The sequence below is a fragment of the Sulfuriferula multivorans genome (genome assembly GCF_003851125.1).
In the GTDB taxonomy this organism is placed as follows: Bacteria; Pseudomonadota; Gammaproteobacteria; order Burkholderiales; family Sulfuriferulaceae; genus Sulfuriferula; species Sulfuriferula multivorans.
Map to the genome: position 1 here is coordinate 125983 of NZ_BGOW01000014.1, position 15807 is coordinate 141789.

Genomic DNA, 15807 nt, shown 5'->3' on the forward strand with positions numbered 1-15807 from the left:
GCCGGGCAGTGACGTCAGAAACCATGCTGCAATGCCCGCGCAATCACCCAGCATTGCACTTCCAGCGCGCCGGCTTTGAGCAGGGTTTCGGCCAGCGCATCCAGTGTGCTGCCGCTGGTCATTACGTCATCCACGATGGCGACGCGTCTGCCTTGAATGCTGGGGTCGCAGGCAAAAGCACCGCGCAGATTTTTGCGTCGTTCCTGGAGCGGCAAGCTGGCTTGCGGCGGCGTGTCGATGACGCGCGTGGCGGCGTGAGGCAATACCGGCAGATGCAGATTGCGGGCGACATGCCGGGCGATTTCATGCGCCTGATTAAAGCCTCGCTGCCTGAGCCGGTTGGGGTGCAACGGCATGGGAATCAGCGCATCCGGTAAAGGCTGGCCATTCACCTGAGTTGCCAGGGTGTCTGCAAGCAGGGAGACGACGGCGAAATTGTGGCTGTATTTGAGTGACTGGACCAAACGATCCAGCGGAAAAGCATAGGTAAAGGCAGCAAATGTATGGGCAAAGTGGGGCGCACGTTTTAGGCAGTGCCCACATACTTTTCCATCCAGCGTGGGGAGTGCACACACCGGGCAACACGCCTGGTTATGGTAGGGCAAGTCAGCAGCACAGCCAGCACATAGCTTGCGGCGACCGGAGAATGCACCGCAGAGCAGGCAATCCTGCGGCAGCAAGGTTTGCATAAATTTTGTGCAGATGTTCAATATTGGCACAGACAAAATTGACTATCCACCTCAAATAAAAGACAATTCAACCCATTCTAACGCGCCCACTCGTGCATGAAAGTAAAGAAGCTTATTACCGCCGAGCAATCGCGATTTTCGGCACAGCTGTTCAGCATCGCCAGCGTAACGGCCACGCTGATTCCACCTTTGCTGATGATCTGGATTGCTGCATCCATTTTTGTATATGCCTCGATCGCCCATCATCCGAACCCGCGCACGGCTGAGTACAACCGCTTTTCCGGCTATCGATTCTATGGCGCAGCCGGGTCGATGATGGTGTTCGGTCAGCCAATTTATGTCCTGTTTGGCAACTGGCATGGCCTAGTGGCGATATGGGCGATACTGGCCATTGTGGTGGTGCCGTGGGGGGTGTGGAGCATTTACAAGGCGGGCCATGAGCAATGGCAGGATATGACAATAGAGGTAGACACCAATGAATGACATGACCCAAGCCGCAGCCTTGATCGAATCGGCAAACGAAAAATGGCGCGTGGCCGAGGTGGAGGCGCTGTTTGCGCTGCCTTTCAATGATTTGATGTTTCGCGCGCAGAGCGTGCACCGCGAGCATTTCGACCCCAACACCGTGCAACTGTCCACCCTGCTTTCCATCAAGACCGGCGGCTGCTCCGAGGATTGCGGCTACTGTCCGCAAGCCGCGCGCTACGACACCGGGGTAGAAAATCAGGGCCTGCTGGAAATGAATGCAGTGCTGGACGCAGCGCGCGCTGCCAAGGCTGCCGGTGCGACGCGCTTTTGCATGGGCGCCGCCTGGCGCGGGCCCAAACAGCGCGATCTGGATCCGGTGCTGGACATGGTGCGCGAGGTCAAGGCGCTCGGGCTGGAAACCTGCGCCACGCTGGGCATGCTGAAAGACGGTCAGGCCGAGCAATTGAAAGATGCCGGACTGGACTACTACAACCACAATCTCGATACCGCGCCCGAGTTCTACGGCGAGGTCATCACCACGCGCGCCTATCAGGACCGACTTGACACGCTGGATCGCGTGCGCGGCGCCGATCTGCATGTATGCTGCGGCGGTATCGTCGGCATGGGTGAATCACGCACCCAGCGCGCCGGGCTGATTGCACAGCTCGCCAACCTCGACCCGCAGCCGGAATCGGTCCCGATCAACATGCTGGTGCAGGTGGAAGGCACGCCGTTGCAGGACACCGAGGCGCTCGACCCGCTCGAATTCGTGCGCACCATCGCGGTGGCGCGCATCGCCTTGTCGAAGAGCTATGTGCGGTTGTCCGCAGGACGGCAGGAAATGTCTGAAGCCATACAGGCGCTGTGTTTTCTGGCGGGCGCCAACTCGATTTTTTATGGCGAAAAACTGCTGACCACCGGCAACCCGGATGTGGCACGCGACCGTAATCTGCTGAACAAGCTGGGAATACGGCCGCAGGGCGAAGCGCATTGATACAGGCAGGTTGAAGGCCGCATGCGGCTGGATGTTCTGAATCCTGTCACTCTGTTGGTTTCATAGATCAAGCGATGACAACGCCTCCCCCCTTCAATGCGCTGGAGCGCATTCGTACTGAATTGGCACACCTCGAGGCGCAAAGCCTGCGGCGTAACCGGCGTTTGCTCGAATCACCGCAAGCCGCGCACGTGCGTGTTGACGGCCAAAACCTGCTGTCATTTTGCAGCAATGACTATCTTGGATTGGCCAATCATCCTGCGCTGATTGCTGCGGCCAGTCAGGCTGTACTCAGCACGGGTGTGGGGGCGGGTGCTTCGCATCTCATCACCGGTCATCATGCATTCCACCATGGGTTGGAAATGCGTATTGCCGGATTCGTCGGCTTGCCTGCCGCGTTGCTATTTTCCACAGGTTACATGGCCAATATCGGCGTGGTGACGGCGCTGATCGGACGCGATGGCGAGGTGTTTGCCGACCGTCTCAACCATGCCTCGCTCAACGATGCCGCGCTGTTGTCGCGCGCAAAATTGACGCGTTACCCGCACAACGATATGGCCACGCTGGAAACCCAACTGTCATCCAGCCGCTCAGTGCAAAAGCTGGTGCTGGTGGATGCGGTATTCAGCATGGACGGCGATTTGGCGCCGTTGCCTGATTTGCTGGCGCTGTGCGAGCGTTACGACGCCTGGCTGCTGGTGGATGATGCGCACGGCTTTGGTGTGCTGGGCGCGGGTGGGCGTGGGGCGTTGGCGCACTTCGGCTTGGCATCGCCGCGCATCATCTACATGGCCACTCTGGGCAAAGCCGCCGGTGTATTCGGGGCGGTCGTGGCAGGCGAGGCAGAGGTGATCGAATGGCTGCTGCAAAAAGCGCGCACCTATATTTACACGACCGCGACGCCGCCGCTGCTGTCGGCGGCTTTGCTCGCCAGCATTGATCTGATCGAAGCGGGTGACGGCTTGCGTGTGCATTTGCAAAACCTGATCAAACAATTGCGTGCCAGCCTGCGCACCCCAAACTGGCAGCTGATGGATTCCGCCACCCCCATCCAGCCTGTGCTGATCGGTAGCAACGATGCGGTGCTGGCAGCCAGTCAGCGCTTGCTCGAGCGCGGCATCCTGGTACCGGCGATCCGTCCTCCTACGGTGCCTGCCAACAGCGCGCGTCTGCGCATCTCGCTGAGCGCGGCACACACTGAAGCCGATGTGGCGCAGCTGGTGGACGCACTTAACAGTATTCATGCAGCGGGCTGATTTGCATATCGAAATACGTGGACAGGGCGCGCCGCTGGTGCTGCTGCACGGCTGGGGCATGCACGGCGGTGTGTGGGCGGGTGTGACCGACGAACTGGCTCGGCATCATCAATTGCATGTTGTGGATTTGCCCGGCTATGGCGGCAGTGCAGCGCTCACTCCTTACACGCTGGAAACGCTGGCAGCGCGTTTGATCGATGCATTGCCGGCGCATTTCGATGTATGCGGCTGGTCGCTGGGTGGTCAGCTGGCGCTGAGCATGGCGCGGTTATATCCGGCGCAGGTGAGCAGACTGGTTACCGTGGGTACCAATCCATGCTTTGTGACGCGTGCCGACTGGCCGCAGGGCATTCAGCGTGAAGTATTGCAACTCTTCGCGGAAAGCCTGGTGAATGATTATGAAGGCACGCTGAAGCGTTTCCTTGCATTGCAGGCCAGAGGAGACGAGTCGGCGCGAGCAGTGCTGGCACGACTGCGCGAGTTGCTGTTTGTGCGCGGCAGACCGGACCAGGCAGTACTCGAAGCTGGACTGATTATTTTGCTCAATGCCGATCTGCGGAGCTCTGTTCCGGACATCACTCAACGCGCATTGGTGATACATGGCAGTCACGATGCCCTGGCTCCGATGGCTGCGGGCGAATGGCTTGCGCAACACTTGCCGGATGGACATCTGTGTCGTATTTCCGGCGCTTCGCACGCCCCCTTTCTCTCGCATCGTGTCGAGTTTGTTTCGGCGCTGACGGATTTTTTGCATGACTGACGCCATTTACGATCTCGACAAAAAACGGGTGCGTGCAGCCTTCGACCACGCTGCCGCCAGCTATGACGCGCATGCCGTATTGCAGCGCGAAATTTGCGACCGCATGCTGGAGCGGCTCGATTATGTGAAGCACACGCCCAACACCTTGCTGGATGCCGGTGCGGGCACAGGCTATGGCGCCGCCAGGTTGCGTAGCCGTTACCCGGAAGCGCATCTGGTGGCGCTGGATCTGGCTGAATCCATGTTGCAGATCGCCCGGCCCAAACCCAGCCTGTGGCAGCGCATCAGTCGAGCTGCGCCGTTTAGCGCGGTATGTGCGGACATTGACCGGCTGCCGCTGAAAACTTCCAGCGTGGACATGGTGTGGTCCAATCTCGCGCTGCAATGGTGCAACGACCTGAATGTGAGTTTCGCGGAAATGCACCGGGTGCTGGCGCCCAATGGTTTGCTGATGTTTTCCACCTTCGGCCCGGATACGCTCAAGGAATTGCGTCAGGCGTTCAACACGGTGGATGGTTACAGCCACGTCAACCGTTTCGTCGATATGCACGACATCGGCGATGTGCTGGTACATGCGGGGTTCAGTACGCCGGTGATGGACATGGAATACATCACGCTGACTTATGACGATCTGAAAACGCTGATGCGGGAGCTCAAGGCAATCGGCGCGCACAACGTTACGGCAGGGCGCAATCCCGGACTGATGGGGCGCGCACGCTGGCAGGCGCTGGAAACGGCGTATGAAAAATTTCGCCAGCAAGGCCGCCTGCCGTCAACTTACGAAGTGATCTATGGCCACGCCTGGGTGAACCAGAAAACCCGTACCGCCGATGGCCAGCAAATCATCCAGATGAATATCCAGAGGCGCCGCACGGAGAAAGGCCTGCCATGACAGCGCGGGGCTACTTCGTCACCGGCACCGACACCGGTGTGGGCAAGACGCTGATATCGGCTGCCCTGCTGCGCTATTTTGCCCAGCGCGGATTGCGCGTGGCCGGAATGAAACCGGTGGCGGCGGGATGCGAGTGGCGTGATGGGGTAGCGTATTGGGATGATGTGGAGCAACTGCGCGCTGCAGCCAATGTGGATGCAGCGCAAGCGCTGGTGAATACCTACCGTTTCGAGGCCGCCGTCGCACCGCACATCGCAGCTGCGCAGGCCGGGATGACAATCCAGCTGGATGTGATCGCGCGGGCGTGTGATGCGTTGCACGCGCAGGCTGATGTCGTGATAGTGGAAGGCGCAGGTGGTTTTCGCGTGCCGTTGAATGATCATCAGGACATGTCCGACCTCGCGCGCAAGTTGTCCTTGCCGGTGATACTGGTGGTTGGAATGCGCCTGGGTTGCATCAACCATGCGTTGCTTAGCGCCGAAGCCATCCGCCAGGCCGGGCTGCCACTGGCGGGTTGGGTGGCCAACCGGATTGATCCCGCCATGGCGCAATTTGACGCCAATCTGGCGACGCTACAGCAGCGCCTCAATATGCCTTTATTGGGCGTAGTGCCGTGGCTGGCCAGTATGGATTTTTCAGCGCTTTCCACCTATCTCGCGTTCGAAAAATTACTCTAACAGCAAATTCGAATAGTGTTATTTAATTAATAAATTACATAGATATTTCAAATGCTTGCATAATATATTTGATTGTTTTCGCCGTTATGCTGTGCTACTTTAGCCAGCGCGACAAAAGGTCGCAGGGCATCCGACTTAAAACGACAATAAGCGGGATTTGCACAAAATGTACGGCGGCATACAAATCACTCAGACTGGCCCAGTGGATTGCTGTATCACTGCACGGCCCAATTGCTCGCTGTCGCGGTCGGGCAAAATTCTTGTTTTAGCTTCCCTCTTTCTGATTCTGTCGGGCACCGCCTGGGTGTTTGCCATGATGGGCGCCTGGCCGATTCTGCCTTTTGCCGGGCTGGAAATGCTGGTTGTCTTGCTGGCGTTTTATCAAATTTCCTGTCACGAGCGCGACTACGAGCGCATTACCATTGTAGGTAACAAACTGGTGCTGGAGCGACGCGATAATGTGCGCGTCATGCGTTCCGAATATAACCGTTGCTGGGCGCAGGTCGTGCTGCAGTGTCGGACGGTCGGTCAGCAGTGTCGGGTGGCGCTACGCACACACGGCGCCGAGCAGGAATTGGGACGTCATCTTAACGATGAGCAACGTACCGAACTGGCACACCAGCTGGAATGGCGGCTTGGGTGTCAATAAATAAGCAGAATCACGAGGATAGGGGAGAAGGCATGAAAATAAAACGAATGTTGGGATCGGCCACAGGCATGGTGCTGGGTTTGGCGACGAATTTGGCGCATGCGGCCTATGAGCTGAATCTGCAAAGTCCGGAAACACCCATCGCTGGGCAGATTTATCATCTACACACGTTGATTATGTATGTGATTCTGGCGATATTCGTGGTGGTGTTCGGCGCCATGTTTTATTCGATCTATGCGCACCGCAAGTCCAAGGGCCACCAGGCTGCGCATTTCCATGAAAACACCACGGTTGAGGTTATCTGGACAATCATTCCGTTTTTTATCCTGATAGGTATGGCGTTTCCCGCGACCAAGACGGTACTGGCCATGAAGGATACGGCGAGTCCGGACATGACGATTAAAGTCACCGGCTATCAGTGGAAATGGGAATACGATTATTTGCAGCAAGGAATACATTTTTTCAGCAATCTATCTACACCCAGAGACGAGATTGACAATAAGGCCACCAAGGATGCGCACTATCTGCTTGAAGTGGACCATCCTCTGGTGGTGCCGATCGGCAAAAAAATCCGCATGCTGGTTACCGCCGATGACGTGATCCACTCCTGGTCCGTGCCGGCCTTTGGAGTAAAGCAGGACGCGATACCGGGGTTTATCCGCGATACCTGGTTCAAGGTTGATAAACCGGGAATTTATCGCGGCCAGTGTTCCGAGCTATGCGGTAAGGATCATGGCTTCATGCCTGTCGTGGTCGAGGCTAAAACGCCTGAAGACTATGCCAAATGGCTTGCCGATCAGAAAGCAAAAATGGCCGCGGTGGTAGAGGATCCGAATAAGGTCTATACCCTGGATGAAATGAAGAGCAAAGGCGAAAAGGTATACACCACCCATTGCGCAGCCTGCCATCAGGCATCCGGAATGGGTATCCCGGGCGCATTCCCGGCACTCAACGGTTCCAAGATTGCCACCGGGGATAAGGCGGCACACATTGATCGGGTGATGAACGGAAAGCCGGGGACCGCGATGGCAGCATTTGCAGCGCAATTGTCCGATACCGAGATTGCAGCGGTGGTCACATATGAACGTAACGCCTGGAACAACCATACAGGCGATGTGATCCAGCCGTCTGAAATCAAAGCACTGCGTAAATAATCAAGCGAGCAAGAAGAGGAGACTCGATATGGATGCGACACACGCTCACGACCATGGTCATGATCATCACCCCAGCGGTTTGATGCGCTGGATAAAAACCACCAACCATAAGGATATCGGTACGCTCTATCTGTGGTTTGCGCTGATCATGTTCTTCGTTGCCGGTAGCATGGCGATGATGATCCGTGCCGAACTGTTTGAGCCGGGCATGCAGTTTATGCATCCGGAGTTCTTCAACCAGCTTACAACGATGCATGGCCTCATCATGATTTTTGGTGTGATCATGCCTGCTTTTACCGGGTTTGCGAACTGGCAGGTGCCCTTGATGATTGGGGCGCCGGACATGGCTTTCCCGCGCATGAACAACTGGAGTTTCTGGCTGCTGCCGGTGGCTGCGATCTTCCTGATTGGCGAGTTCTTCCTGCCGGGTGGCGCTGTCGCTGGTGGCTGGACCATGTATCCGCCGCTGTTCATTCAGGGCGGCATGTCTTATGACCTGAACATCTTCGCCGTACACATCATGGGCGCCTCGTCCATTATGGGTTCGATCAACATCATCACGACCATCCTGAACATGCGTGCTCCTGGCATGACCATGATGAAGATGCCGATGTTTGTGTGGACCTGGCTGATAACCGCCTACCTGCTGATTGCTACCATGCCTGTGCTGGCCGGCGCGGTGACCATGCTGCTGACCGACCGCCATTTCGGCACGCATTTCTTTAATGCGGCAGGCGGTGGTGATCCGGTCATGTTCCAGCATATTTTCTGGTTCTTCGGACACCCTGAAGTGTACATCCTGATATTGCCGGCCTTTGGCATCATCTCCCAGATTATTCCAACGTTTGCACGCAAGCCGCTGTTTGGTTATGCATCGATGGTGTACGCCACCGGTTCCATCGCCATTCTGTCGTTCATCGTCTGGGGACACCACATGTTCACTGTGGGCATGCCTGCAGCAGGACAGCTGTTCTTCATGTATTCCACCATGCTGATTGCGGTGCCCACCGGGGTGAAGGTGTTCAACTGGGTAGCCACCATGTGGAAGGGTTCGATGACTTTCGAGACACCAATGCTGTTTGCAGTGGCCTTTGTTTGTCTGTTTACCATGGGAGGGTTCTCCGGACTGGTATTGGCGATTACGCCTGTCGATATCCAGTTGCAGGATACCTATTACGTGGTTGCGCATTTTCACTATGTACTGGTATCCGGGGCGCTGTTCTCCATTTTTGCCGGTGCATATTACTGGCTGCCAAAATGGACCGGGCACATGTATGACGAAAAGCTGGGCAAGTTGCATTTCTGGCTCTCGGTCATTTCCATGAACATTCTGTTTTTCCCCATGCACTTCCTCGGGCTGGCCGGCATGCCAAGGCGGATTCCGGACTATGCGCTGCAATTCACCCAATTCAATCAGATTGCCTCGATTGGCGGATTTATCTTTGGCGCCAGCCAGTTGATTTTTCTGATCGTGGTGTTGAAGGCGGTGCGTGGCGGAGCCAAGGCTACCGACAAAGTATGGGAAGGTGCGGAAGGGCTGGAGTGGACGCTGCCATCACCTGCGCCTTATCACACGTTTGAGACGGCGCCGATGGTGAAGTGAATGTTTGCAGAGCAGGGCGTTCGCCCTGCTCGAACGGGAATAGGTGAACAAATTGAACAATGAAGGTAAAAAATATTTAACGGCGATCTCGCTTGCATTGATAGCGGTCGGCTTGTTTCTTTACACCATTATTAACCACTGGCAATGAGCGCGACGCAAGCTAACCGGGTAATGCTGAAAAAACTGGGCATTGTTGCCGTTGCAATGTTCGGGTTCGGTTTTGCGCTGATACCGTTTTACAACAAGCTTTGCGAAGTCAGCGGCCTCAACAAGGGTGGTGAGCAGGAGCTCGCCAAAAATACCCAGGTAGACATGAGCCGAAAAATACGACTTGAGCTGGATGCCAACCTCAACGAAAACATGCCATGGAAATTTTCCTCCATGAAGCCCATCGTTGAAGTGCACCCGGGGCAATTGATGCAGGTGGATTACAAGGCGGTCAATAACAGTGATGTGCCGATTACCGGACAGGCGATCCCGAGTTATGCCCCTGCCCTTGCCGTGCAATATTTCAAGAAAATTGAGTGTTTTTGTTTCACCAAACAGATGCTTAAACCGCATGAAACCAAAATCATGCCGGTACTGTTTGTGATTGACCCAGCTCTGCCTAAGGATGTAAAAACTATTACCCTGTCGTATACGTTTTTCAATCTGAACCCGAATGCACAAGCCGTCGCAGCAAACGATAAGGGCGCACGTGGTTGAGGATGGGCAACGTAAAACACTTTCCGGCTGGCGCGCGGCCAAGACGGTGTTCTGGAGTTTTCTGGGTATCCGGCGCAAGTCGGATTACCAGTCGGATGTAACCCATCTGAAGCCCGTGCAGGTTATCGTGGCCGGGTTGATAGGTGCTGCATTATTGGTAGGTGCGATTTTATTTTTGGTCTATCTGGTGACCAAGTAAAATAATTTTTAGGCGTGTAAAAAAATAAAACAGTGAAGGAGGAGCACAGTCATGGAAACGCATCAGGATAGATATTACCTCGCACCACCATCGCATTGGCCGATTGTCGGGTCGATTGCATTGATGCTGCTGGCATTTGGATTTGTCATGGATCTCAATGGTATGGGCAACGGCAAGCTCGTCATGCTTGCCGGAGCGGGTGTGCTGCTGTTCATGCTGTTTGGCTGGTTTGGCACAGTCATACGCGAGAGCGAAGCAGGCAAATACAACGATCAGGTGGATTTGTCATTTCGCTGGAGCATGAGCTGGTTCATTTTCTCCGAAGTGATGTTTTTCGCTGCTTTTTTCGGCGCACTGTTCTATACGCGCACAATCTCGGTTCCCGGTCTGGGCTCGGGCGAAACCATGCTGCAGTTGTGGCCGCACTATACGGCCACTTGGCCGACAGCCGGTCCGGGGCTGGCCTCGAAATTCACTCCGATGGAAGCTTGGGGCATCCCCGCGATCAATACTTTGCTGTTGCTGACTTCAGGTTTGACCGTGACCTGGGCGCACTGGGGATTGAAGAAAAACAATCGCACCCAGCTGGTGCTTGGCCTGATCTTGACCGTCGCGTTGGGTATGTGCTTCCTCGGTTTGCAGGCATATGAATATCACGAAGCCTATACCAAACTGGGCCTGACGCTGGGAGCGGGTGTATATGGCGCCACGTTTTTCATGCTGACCGGGTTTCACGGTTTTCATGTCACCGTCGGCACCATCATGTTGATTGTGATTCTGTTTCGTTCGATGGCTGGGCACTTCAAACCAAGCCATCATTTTGCGTTCGAGGCAGTGTCCTGGTATTGGCACTTTGTGGACGTGGTATGGTTGCTGCTGTTTGTGGTGGTGTATTGGTTATAAGAGCAAGGCGGGGATAAAGGGGACTGCGCCGCACGCGCAAGTGTGCGGCGCTTTTATTCCGGGTTACACACTGCGTTGAGGCAACCAGCCAAAATGGAAGCCGAGCATCAGCAGGGCGAACAAAGTGAGAGACAATATGATCCGTACCGTAAGCGCCTTGACGGTACGTTCGGACTGGCCTTTATCTTTGATGAGATAGTAGAGTGCACTGAACAGGCTGGCGAGAATCAGAAAAATAAAAATCAATACAATAATGCGCATGACTGGCCTCCGCGATACAATTTTTTTCAGTCTATCCCAGCCTACCGAGACATGCCAGCGAGACACTAGCAAGATGAGATTTGGAGCCTATCAATTCAAGCCGACGTTGGTGCCCACTTTGGCCATGATAGTGATGATCGCGCTGACCTTGTTTTTAGCCAACTGGCAACTGAATCGGGCAGATCAAAAAAGCGCATTGCAAGCGCGCTATGACCTGATGCAGCGAGACCCCGCCGTGACGCTGCCGGTTCGAGGGGGCGATGGCACAAACCTGTTGTACCAAAAAGTGGCTTTGCATGGCCATTTTGATTTTTCCCGCCAGATTTACATCGATAACAAACTCTACCAGGGGCGTGCAGGTTACTATGTCATTGCACCGTTTCGCGACGACTTTAGCGGAAGCTATGTGCTGGTCAATCGGGGCTGGCTGGGTGCCGGTAATCGCGCCATTCCTCCGCACGCAGAACAGGCGCCCGGCGAGGTGCGTATTGAAGGTATCGTGACCAACCCGATTAGCCGTTTCCTGGAATTGTCGACAGCAACGGTACAGGGACAGGTATGGGAAAACCTGCATTTTAAGCATTACACTGCGACGCTTCCCTACGCTGTACAGCCCATTTTGATCCAGCAGATCAATGACACCAGGGATGGTCTGGTTAGGGTATGGGATCGCCCCGATGCCGGTGCGGCGATGAATATGGGTTATGCCGTACAGTGGTTCGCAATCGCAACGGCAATTTTAATTATTTATCTGGTGCTCAATGTCAAACGTATCTCAGCCTGAAAACAAAATTTCCCGCATCAAGCTATTGTTGCTATTCGGACTTTTTGCGTTGCCCTTGGCGGCTTCATATATTGCGTATTATTTCTGGACGCCCAGTGGGAAAACTTCCAACTATGGCGAATTGCTGCCGGTGCAGATGCTGACTGGCGTGGCTGGTACTGAGGCGAGTGGATCTGCATTCAGTCAGAAACAATTAAAAGGCAAGTGGGTAATGGTGATGTTTGACAGCGGCAGGTGCGATGCGTCTTGCCGCGAGAAACTTTATACCATGCGCCAGGTACGCACAGCGCAGGGTGCGGAGCGCGACAGGCTGCAGCGTCTTTGGCTGGTCACCGATAATGTAGCGCCCACCTCTGAATTGATGGTCGATTATCCGGGCACGATTGTGGTGACAGCGAGCAAAGAGATGAGCGCAAAATTCCCTGCGAACGGACAGGTAGCGGATTATATTTATCTGGTCGACCCGTTGGGTAACCTGATGATGCGTTTTCCAAAAAAACCGAACCCCAGTGGCATGATCAAAGACATCAAGCATTTGCTCAAGACATCACAAATTGGCTAGAAAATTAAAACTGAAGGTGCGTACAGCGTGCCCAACGGACGGAGGTAAAATATGACTACCAGCCTGATTTTGCAAATAAGCGCTTGCCGCTGTCAGCAATTTTTGCGGCTTTGCAAATTGCGCGTTGTATCGTTGATCGTATTTACTGCTGTGATTGGCATGTTCCTCGCGGTGCCCGGCTGGCCACCCTTGGTGCCGATGCTGGCCGCTACGCTTGGTATTGCCATGGTGGCAGGTGCGGCAGCTGCATTCAACTGCCTGGTGGAGCAGAAGATAGACGCCAAAATGGCGCGTACGCGTGCCCGGCCGCTTCCCACCGGGGAAGTCAACAGTGCACAAACACTGGTGTTCTCTGGTTTGGTAGGCGGCGGCGGGATGTATTTGCTGCATGCATATGTCAATCCGTTGACGGCATGGTTAACCTTGGCCACGTTTGTGGGCTATGCGGTGGTCTATACTATATTTCTAAAACCGGCCACTCCGCAGAATATTGTGATCGGGGGGGCATCAGGTGCCATGCCGCCGGTGCTGGGATGGGCGGCGGTCACTGGCGAGGTGAGCAGTGATGCACTGCTGTTATTCCTGATTATTTTTGTGTGGACCCCGCCGCATTTCTGGGCGCTGGCCCTGTATCGCAGCAAGGAATATGCGAAAGCCGGATTGCCCATGCTGCCGGTAACCCACGGTGAAGAATACACGCGCTTGCAAGTGCTGCTCTATACCGTGGCGCTTACCGCAGTGACGCTGCTGCCATTCGTTACGGGCATGAGTGGATTGATCTACCTTGGCGGTACGCTGATATTGGATGGCATCTTCCTCTATTATGCGATTTCCATTTATCGGCATTACAGTGATGCCCTGGCGCAAAAGACATTTCGCTATTCAATCCTGTACCTCAGTTTGCTGTTTGCATTGTTGCTGGTTGACCATTACTGGATGATCAAATTCATGCGGCCGGTGGGTTAGCGCACCATATATTTTCATCATTCGGACAGCAGGAATACAATCCTGGTTTGCCCGCTATAAACTTGCGGCAAACTTTCCCTTGTGGGTATGTTCGAAGAGGCAATATGGTCAGCCGGCATCCAGTTCATTTCCTTTTTTTGTTTGTGGCGCTTGTTTTCAGTGGCTGCAGTCAGAAACAGGCACCGCATTATCAAGCTACCGATATCACCGGCGCCGATTATGCGCGCGATTTTCGGCTGACTGACCAGACCGGCAAGGTGCGAACCCTGGCCGATTTTCGTGGCAAGGTCGTTGCAATCTTTTTTGGGTATACGCACTGTCCGGATGTTTGTCCGACCACATTGTCGGATTTCGCCATGGCGATGAAACTGCTTGGCAAGGATGCCGCCAGGGTACAGGTCATTTTTGTGACGGTGGATCCGCAACGGGATACACGCAGCGTGCTTGCCCAGTATATGCCTGCCTTCAATCCCGGTTTCCTGGGAATGTATGCCAGCCCGGAAGAAACTGCCGTACTCGCCAAATCATTCAAGGTTTTTTATCAAAAGCAGCCGCCAGATGCGCGTGGCAATTATACGGTGGACCACAGTGCCGGGACCTATATCTACGACACACAAGGCCGGTTGCGACTCTACATGCCCTATGGGGAAGGGCCTCATGCAATCGCGCACGACATTTCATTGTTGCTCAGGAACTGAACATATCTTGCGCGCGGCAACCTGTCGCTGGTAAAATCCGAAAATTCGTAATATTCCAATTTACTAACACTAGCTAATTTTAATTAAGACTAGGCGACGTAGGAGAGTCCTCATGGCGGTTACGGCACTGAGCAGTACCGAGCAATACAATTTCGATATTGTGAAGAAGTTCTCCATCATGACCATGGTGTGGGGTGTGATTGCCATGACAGCGGGCGTATATATTGCGTCAGAACTGGCATGGCCGTTCCTGAATTTCGATATTCCATACATCACATTCGGACGACTCCGTCCGGTGCATACCACCAGCGCGATTTTCGGTTTCGGCGGCAGCGCATTGTTTGCAACCTCCTATTACATTGTGCAGCGCACCTGCCAGTCGCGCCTGTTCAGTGACGGTATGGCAAGCTTCACCTTCTGGGGCTGGCAAGCGATTGTTGTGCTGGCGGATATCAGTTATATGCTGGGCCACACCCAATCGCGCGAATACGCGGAAATGGAATGGCCGATCGATATCCTGATCGAGATTGTATGGGTCACTTATCTTGCCGTGTTTGTCGGCACCATCATGCGCCGCAAGCAGCCACATATCTATGTGGCCAACTGGTTCTTCCTGTCCTTCATTCTTGCCACTGCGCTGCTGCACACCTTCAACAATCTGGCGGTGCCGGTCAGCCTGTTCTCGATGAAGTCATACAGCCTGTTTTCGGGTGTGCAGGATGCGATGACGGAATGGTGGTACGGGCACAACGCGGTTGGTTTCTTCCTGACAGCGGCGTTTCTGGGCATGATGTACTACTTCGTGCCCAAGCAGGCCGGTCGTCCGATTTACTCTTACCGTTTGTCCATCGTCCATTTCTGGGCACTGTCTTTCCTGTACATGTGGGTCGGCGCACACCACCTGCATTGGACCGCGCTGCCGGACTGGACTTCCACTCTGGCGGCGACATTCTCCATCATGCTGCTGCTGCCATCCTGGGGCGGCATGATCAACGGCATCATGACCCTGTCCGGTGCGTGGGATAAGCTGCGTACCGATCCGATCATGCGTTTCCTGATCGTGGCGCTGTCGTTCTATGGCATGGCTACTTTTGAAGGCCCCCTGCTGGCGCTGAAAGACGTGAACGCGCTGTCGCATTACACGGATTGGACTGTTGGTCACGTGCACTCAGGCACGCTGGGCTGGGTGTCAATGATTACCTTCGGTTCCATGTATCACATGATACCCAAGCTGTGGGACACCAAAATCTGGAGCCAAAAACTGGTGGGCATACATTTCTGGTTTGCCAGCATTGGCGTGTTGCTATACATCACTGCGATGTGGATTTCCGGCATTCTGCAAGGGCTGATGTGGCGTGCATTCGATCAGTACGGCAATCTTCAGTACTCATTCGTTGAGTCTGTTGCAGCCATGCACCCGTTCTATGCGATGCGTGCGATTGGCGGCATGTTCTTCCTGACCGGCATGGTGATGATGTTCGTTAACGTTGCCATGACCATTCGCCAAGCCAGAGGCGAGGCAGCAGAGCTGGAAGCAAAAATGTCCGCCAAAATGGTCAAATCCGGCATGGCCGGCGCTTAAAAGTA

19 protein-coding genes are annotated in these 15807 nt (G+C 54.7%); 17 read left to right on the forward strand and 2 right to left on the reverse strand.

Annotated features, from left to right (window positions below):
* Positions 1 to 14: 14 nt before the first annotated feature.
* Positions 15 to 689, reverse strand: a complete 675-nt coding sequence (locus tag EI185_RS07890) for a ComF family protein (protein ID WP_124704582.1) — start codon at positions 687 to 689, stop codon at positions 15 to 17.
* 96 nt (positions 690 to 785) lie between these two features.
* Here EI185_RS07890 and EI185_RS07895 point away from each other — a divergent pair, with 96 nt between their 5' ends.
* From EI185_RS07895 to EI185_RS07950, 12 genes are all read left to right on the forward strand, one after another.
* On the forward strand, positions 786 to 1172 hold the full coding sequence (locus EI185_RS07895; RefSeq protein ID WP_124704583.1) for a hypothetical protein: 387 nt from the start codon (positions 786 to 788) through the stop codon (positions 1170 to 1172).
* Positions 1165 to 2151 (forward strand): biotin synthase BioB, encoded by a 987-nt coding sequence (bioB, locus tag EI185_RS07900; protein ID WP_124704584.1) that lies wholly within the window; start codon positions 1165 to 1167, stop codon positions 2149 to 2151. The genes EI185_RS07895 and bioB overlap by 8 nt, the downstream gene beginning before the upstream one ends.
* A 74-nt stretch (positions 2152 to 2225) precedes the next feature.
* Complete coding sequence (bioF, locus tag EI185_RS07905) at positions 2226 to 3407, forward strand: 8-amino-7-oxononanoate synthase (RefSeq protein ID WP_124704585.1); 1182 nt, start codon at positions 2226 to 2228, stop codon at positions 3405 to 3407.
* Positions 3394 to 4167: a pimeloyl-ACP methyl ester esterase BioH gene (bioH, locus tag EI185_RS07910; protein ID WP_189836332.1), complete on the forward strand. Its 774-nt coding sequence runs from the start codon at positions 3394 to 3396 to the stop codon at positions 4165 to 4167. Before bioF ends, bioH begins: the two co-directional genes overlap by 14 nt.
* The gene (bioC, locus tag EI185_RS07915; protein ID WP_124704587.1) at positions 4160 to 5059 is read left to right on the forward strand and encodes a malonyl-ACP O-methyltransferase BioC; all 900 of its coding nucleotides are present in this window, start codon (positions 4160 to 4162) and stop codon (positions 5057 to 5059) included. The genes bioH and bioC overlap by 8 nt, the downstream gene beginning before the upstream one ends.
* Positions 5056 to 5736 carry a dethiobiotin synthase gene (gene bioD, locus EI185_RS07920; protein WP_124704588.1) on the forward strand — a complete coding sequence of 227 codons (681 nt, stop codon included), beginning with the start codon at positions 5056 to 5058 and terminating at the stop codon, positions 5734 to 5736. The genes bioC and bioD overlap by 4 nt, the downstream gene beginning before the upstream one ends.
* Positions 5737 to 5902: 166 nt before the next feature.
* Positions 5903 to 6385, forward strand: coding sequence for a DUF2244 domain-containing protein (locus EI185_RS07925; RefSeq protein ID WP_124704589.1), 483 nt, complete (start codon positions 5903 to 5905; stop codon positions 6383 to 6385).
* A 32-nt stretch (positions 6386 to 6417) separates the two neighbouring features.
* Complete coding sequence (gene coxB / locus EI185_RS07930) at positions 6418 to 7539, forward strand: cytochrome c oxidase subunit II (RefSeq protein WP_124704590.1); 1122 nt, start codon at positions 6418 to 6420, stop codon at positions 7537 to 7539.
* Positions 7540 to 7567: 28 nt separating this feature from the next.
* A complete protein-coding gene (ctaD, locus tag EI185_RS07935; protein WP_124704591.1) occupies positions 7568 to 9142 on the forward strand; it encodes a cytochrome c oxidase subunit I in 1575 nt (524 codons plus the stop codon).
* A 144-nt stretch (positions 9143 to 9286) separates the two neighbouring features.
* Positions 9287 to 9847, forward strand: a complete 561-nt coding sequence (locus tag EI185_RS07940) for a cytochrome c oxidase assembly protein (protein WP_124704592.1) — start codon at positions 9287 to 9289, stop codon at positions 9845 to 9847.
* Positions 9840 to 10046 carry a DUF2970 domain-containing protein gene (locus tag EI185_RS07945; RefSeq protein WP_223247742.1) on the forward strand — a complete coding sequence of 69 codons (207 nt, stop codon included), beginning with the start codon at positions 9840 to 9842 and terminating at the stop codon, positions 10044 to 10046. The genes EI185_RS07940 and EI185_RS07945 overlap by 8 nt, the downstream gene beginning before the upstream one ends.
* A 51-nt stretch (positions 10047 to 10097) precedes the next feature.
* On the forward strand, positions 10098 to 10949 hold the full coding sequence (locus EI185_RS07950) for a cytochrome c oxidase subunit 3 (RefSeq protein WP_124704594.1): 852 nt from the start codon (positions 10098 to 10100) through the stop codon (positions 10947 to 10949).
* A 63-nt stretch (positions 10950 to 11012) separates the two neighbouring features.
* On the opposite strand, the gene EI185_RS07955 is transcribed toward EI185_RS07950, so the two are convergent.
* Positions 11013 to 11210, reverse strand: a complete 198-nt coding sequence (locus EI185_RS07955) for a twin transmembrane helix small protein (RefSeq protein WP_124704595.1) — start codon at positions 11208 to 11210, stop codon at positions 11013 to 11015.
* A 109-nt stretch (positions 11211 to 11319) separates the two neighbouring features.
* Between EI185_RS07955 and EI185_RS07960 the strand changes: the two genes are divergently transcribed.
* The 5 genes from EI185_RS07960 (at position 11320) to ccoN (ending at position 15802) form a co-directional block, all read left to right on the forward strand.
* Complete coding sequence (locus EI185_RS07960) at positions 11320 to 11994, forward strand: SURF1 family protein (protein WP_189836333.1); 675 nt, start codon at positions 11320 to 11322, stop codon at positions 11992 to 11994.
* A complete protein-coding gene (locus tag EI185_RS07965; RefSeq protein ID WP_124704597.1) occupies positions 11972 to 12556 on the forward strand; it encodes an SCO family protein in 585 nt (194 codons plus the stop codon). The genes EI185_RS07960 and EI185_RS07965 overlap by 23 nt, the downstream gene beginning before the upstream one ends.
* A 51-nt stretch (positions 12557 to 12607) precedes the next feature.
* On the forward strand, positions 12608 to 13522 hold the full coding sequence (cyoE, locus tag EI185_RS07970; protein WP_124704598.1) for a heme o synthase: 915 nt from the start codon (positions 12608 to 12610) through the stop codon (positions 13520 to 13522).
* Positions 13523 to 13626: 104 nt separating this feature from the next.
* Positions 13627 to 14220 carry an SCO family protein gene (locus tag EI185_RS07975; protein ID WP_124704599.1) on the forward strand — a complete coding sequence of 198 codons (594 nt, stop codon included), beginning with the start codon at positions 13627 to 13629 and terminating at the stop codon, positions 14218 to 14220.
* Between the two features lie 112 nt (positions 14221 to 14332).
* Positions 14333 to 15802, forward strand: a complete 1470-nt coding sequence (gene ccoN, locus EI185_RS07980) for a cytochrome-c oxidase, cbb3-type subunit I (protein WP_124704600.1) — start codon at positions 14333 to 14335, stop codon at positions 15800 to 15802.
* The last annotated feature ends 5 nt before the right edge of the window (positions 15803 to 15807 follow it).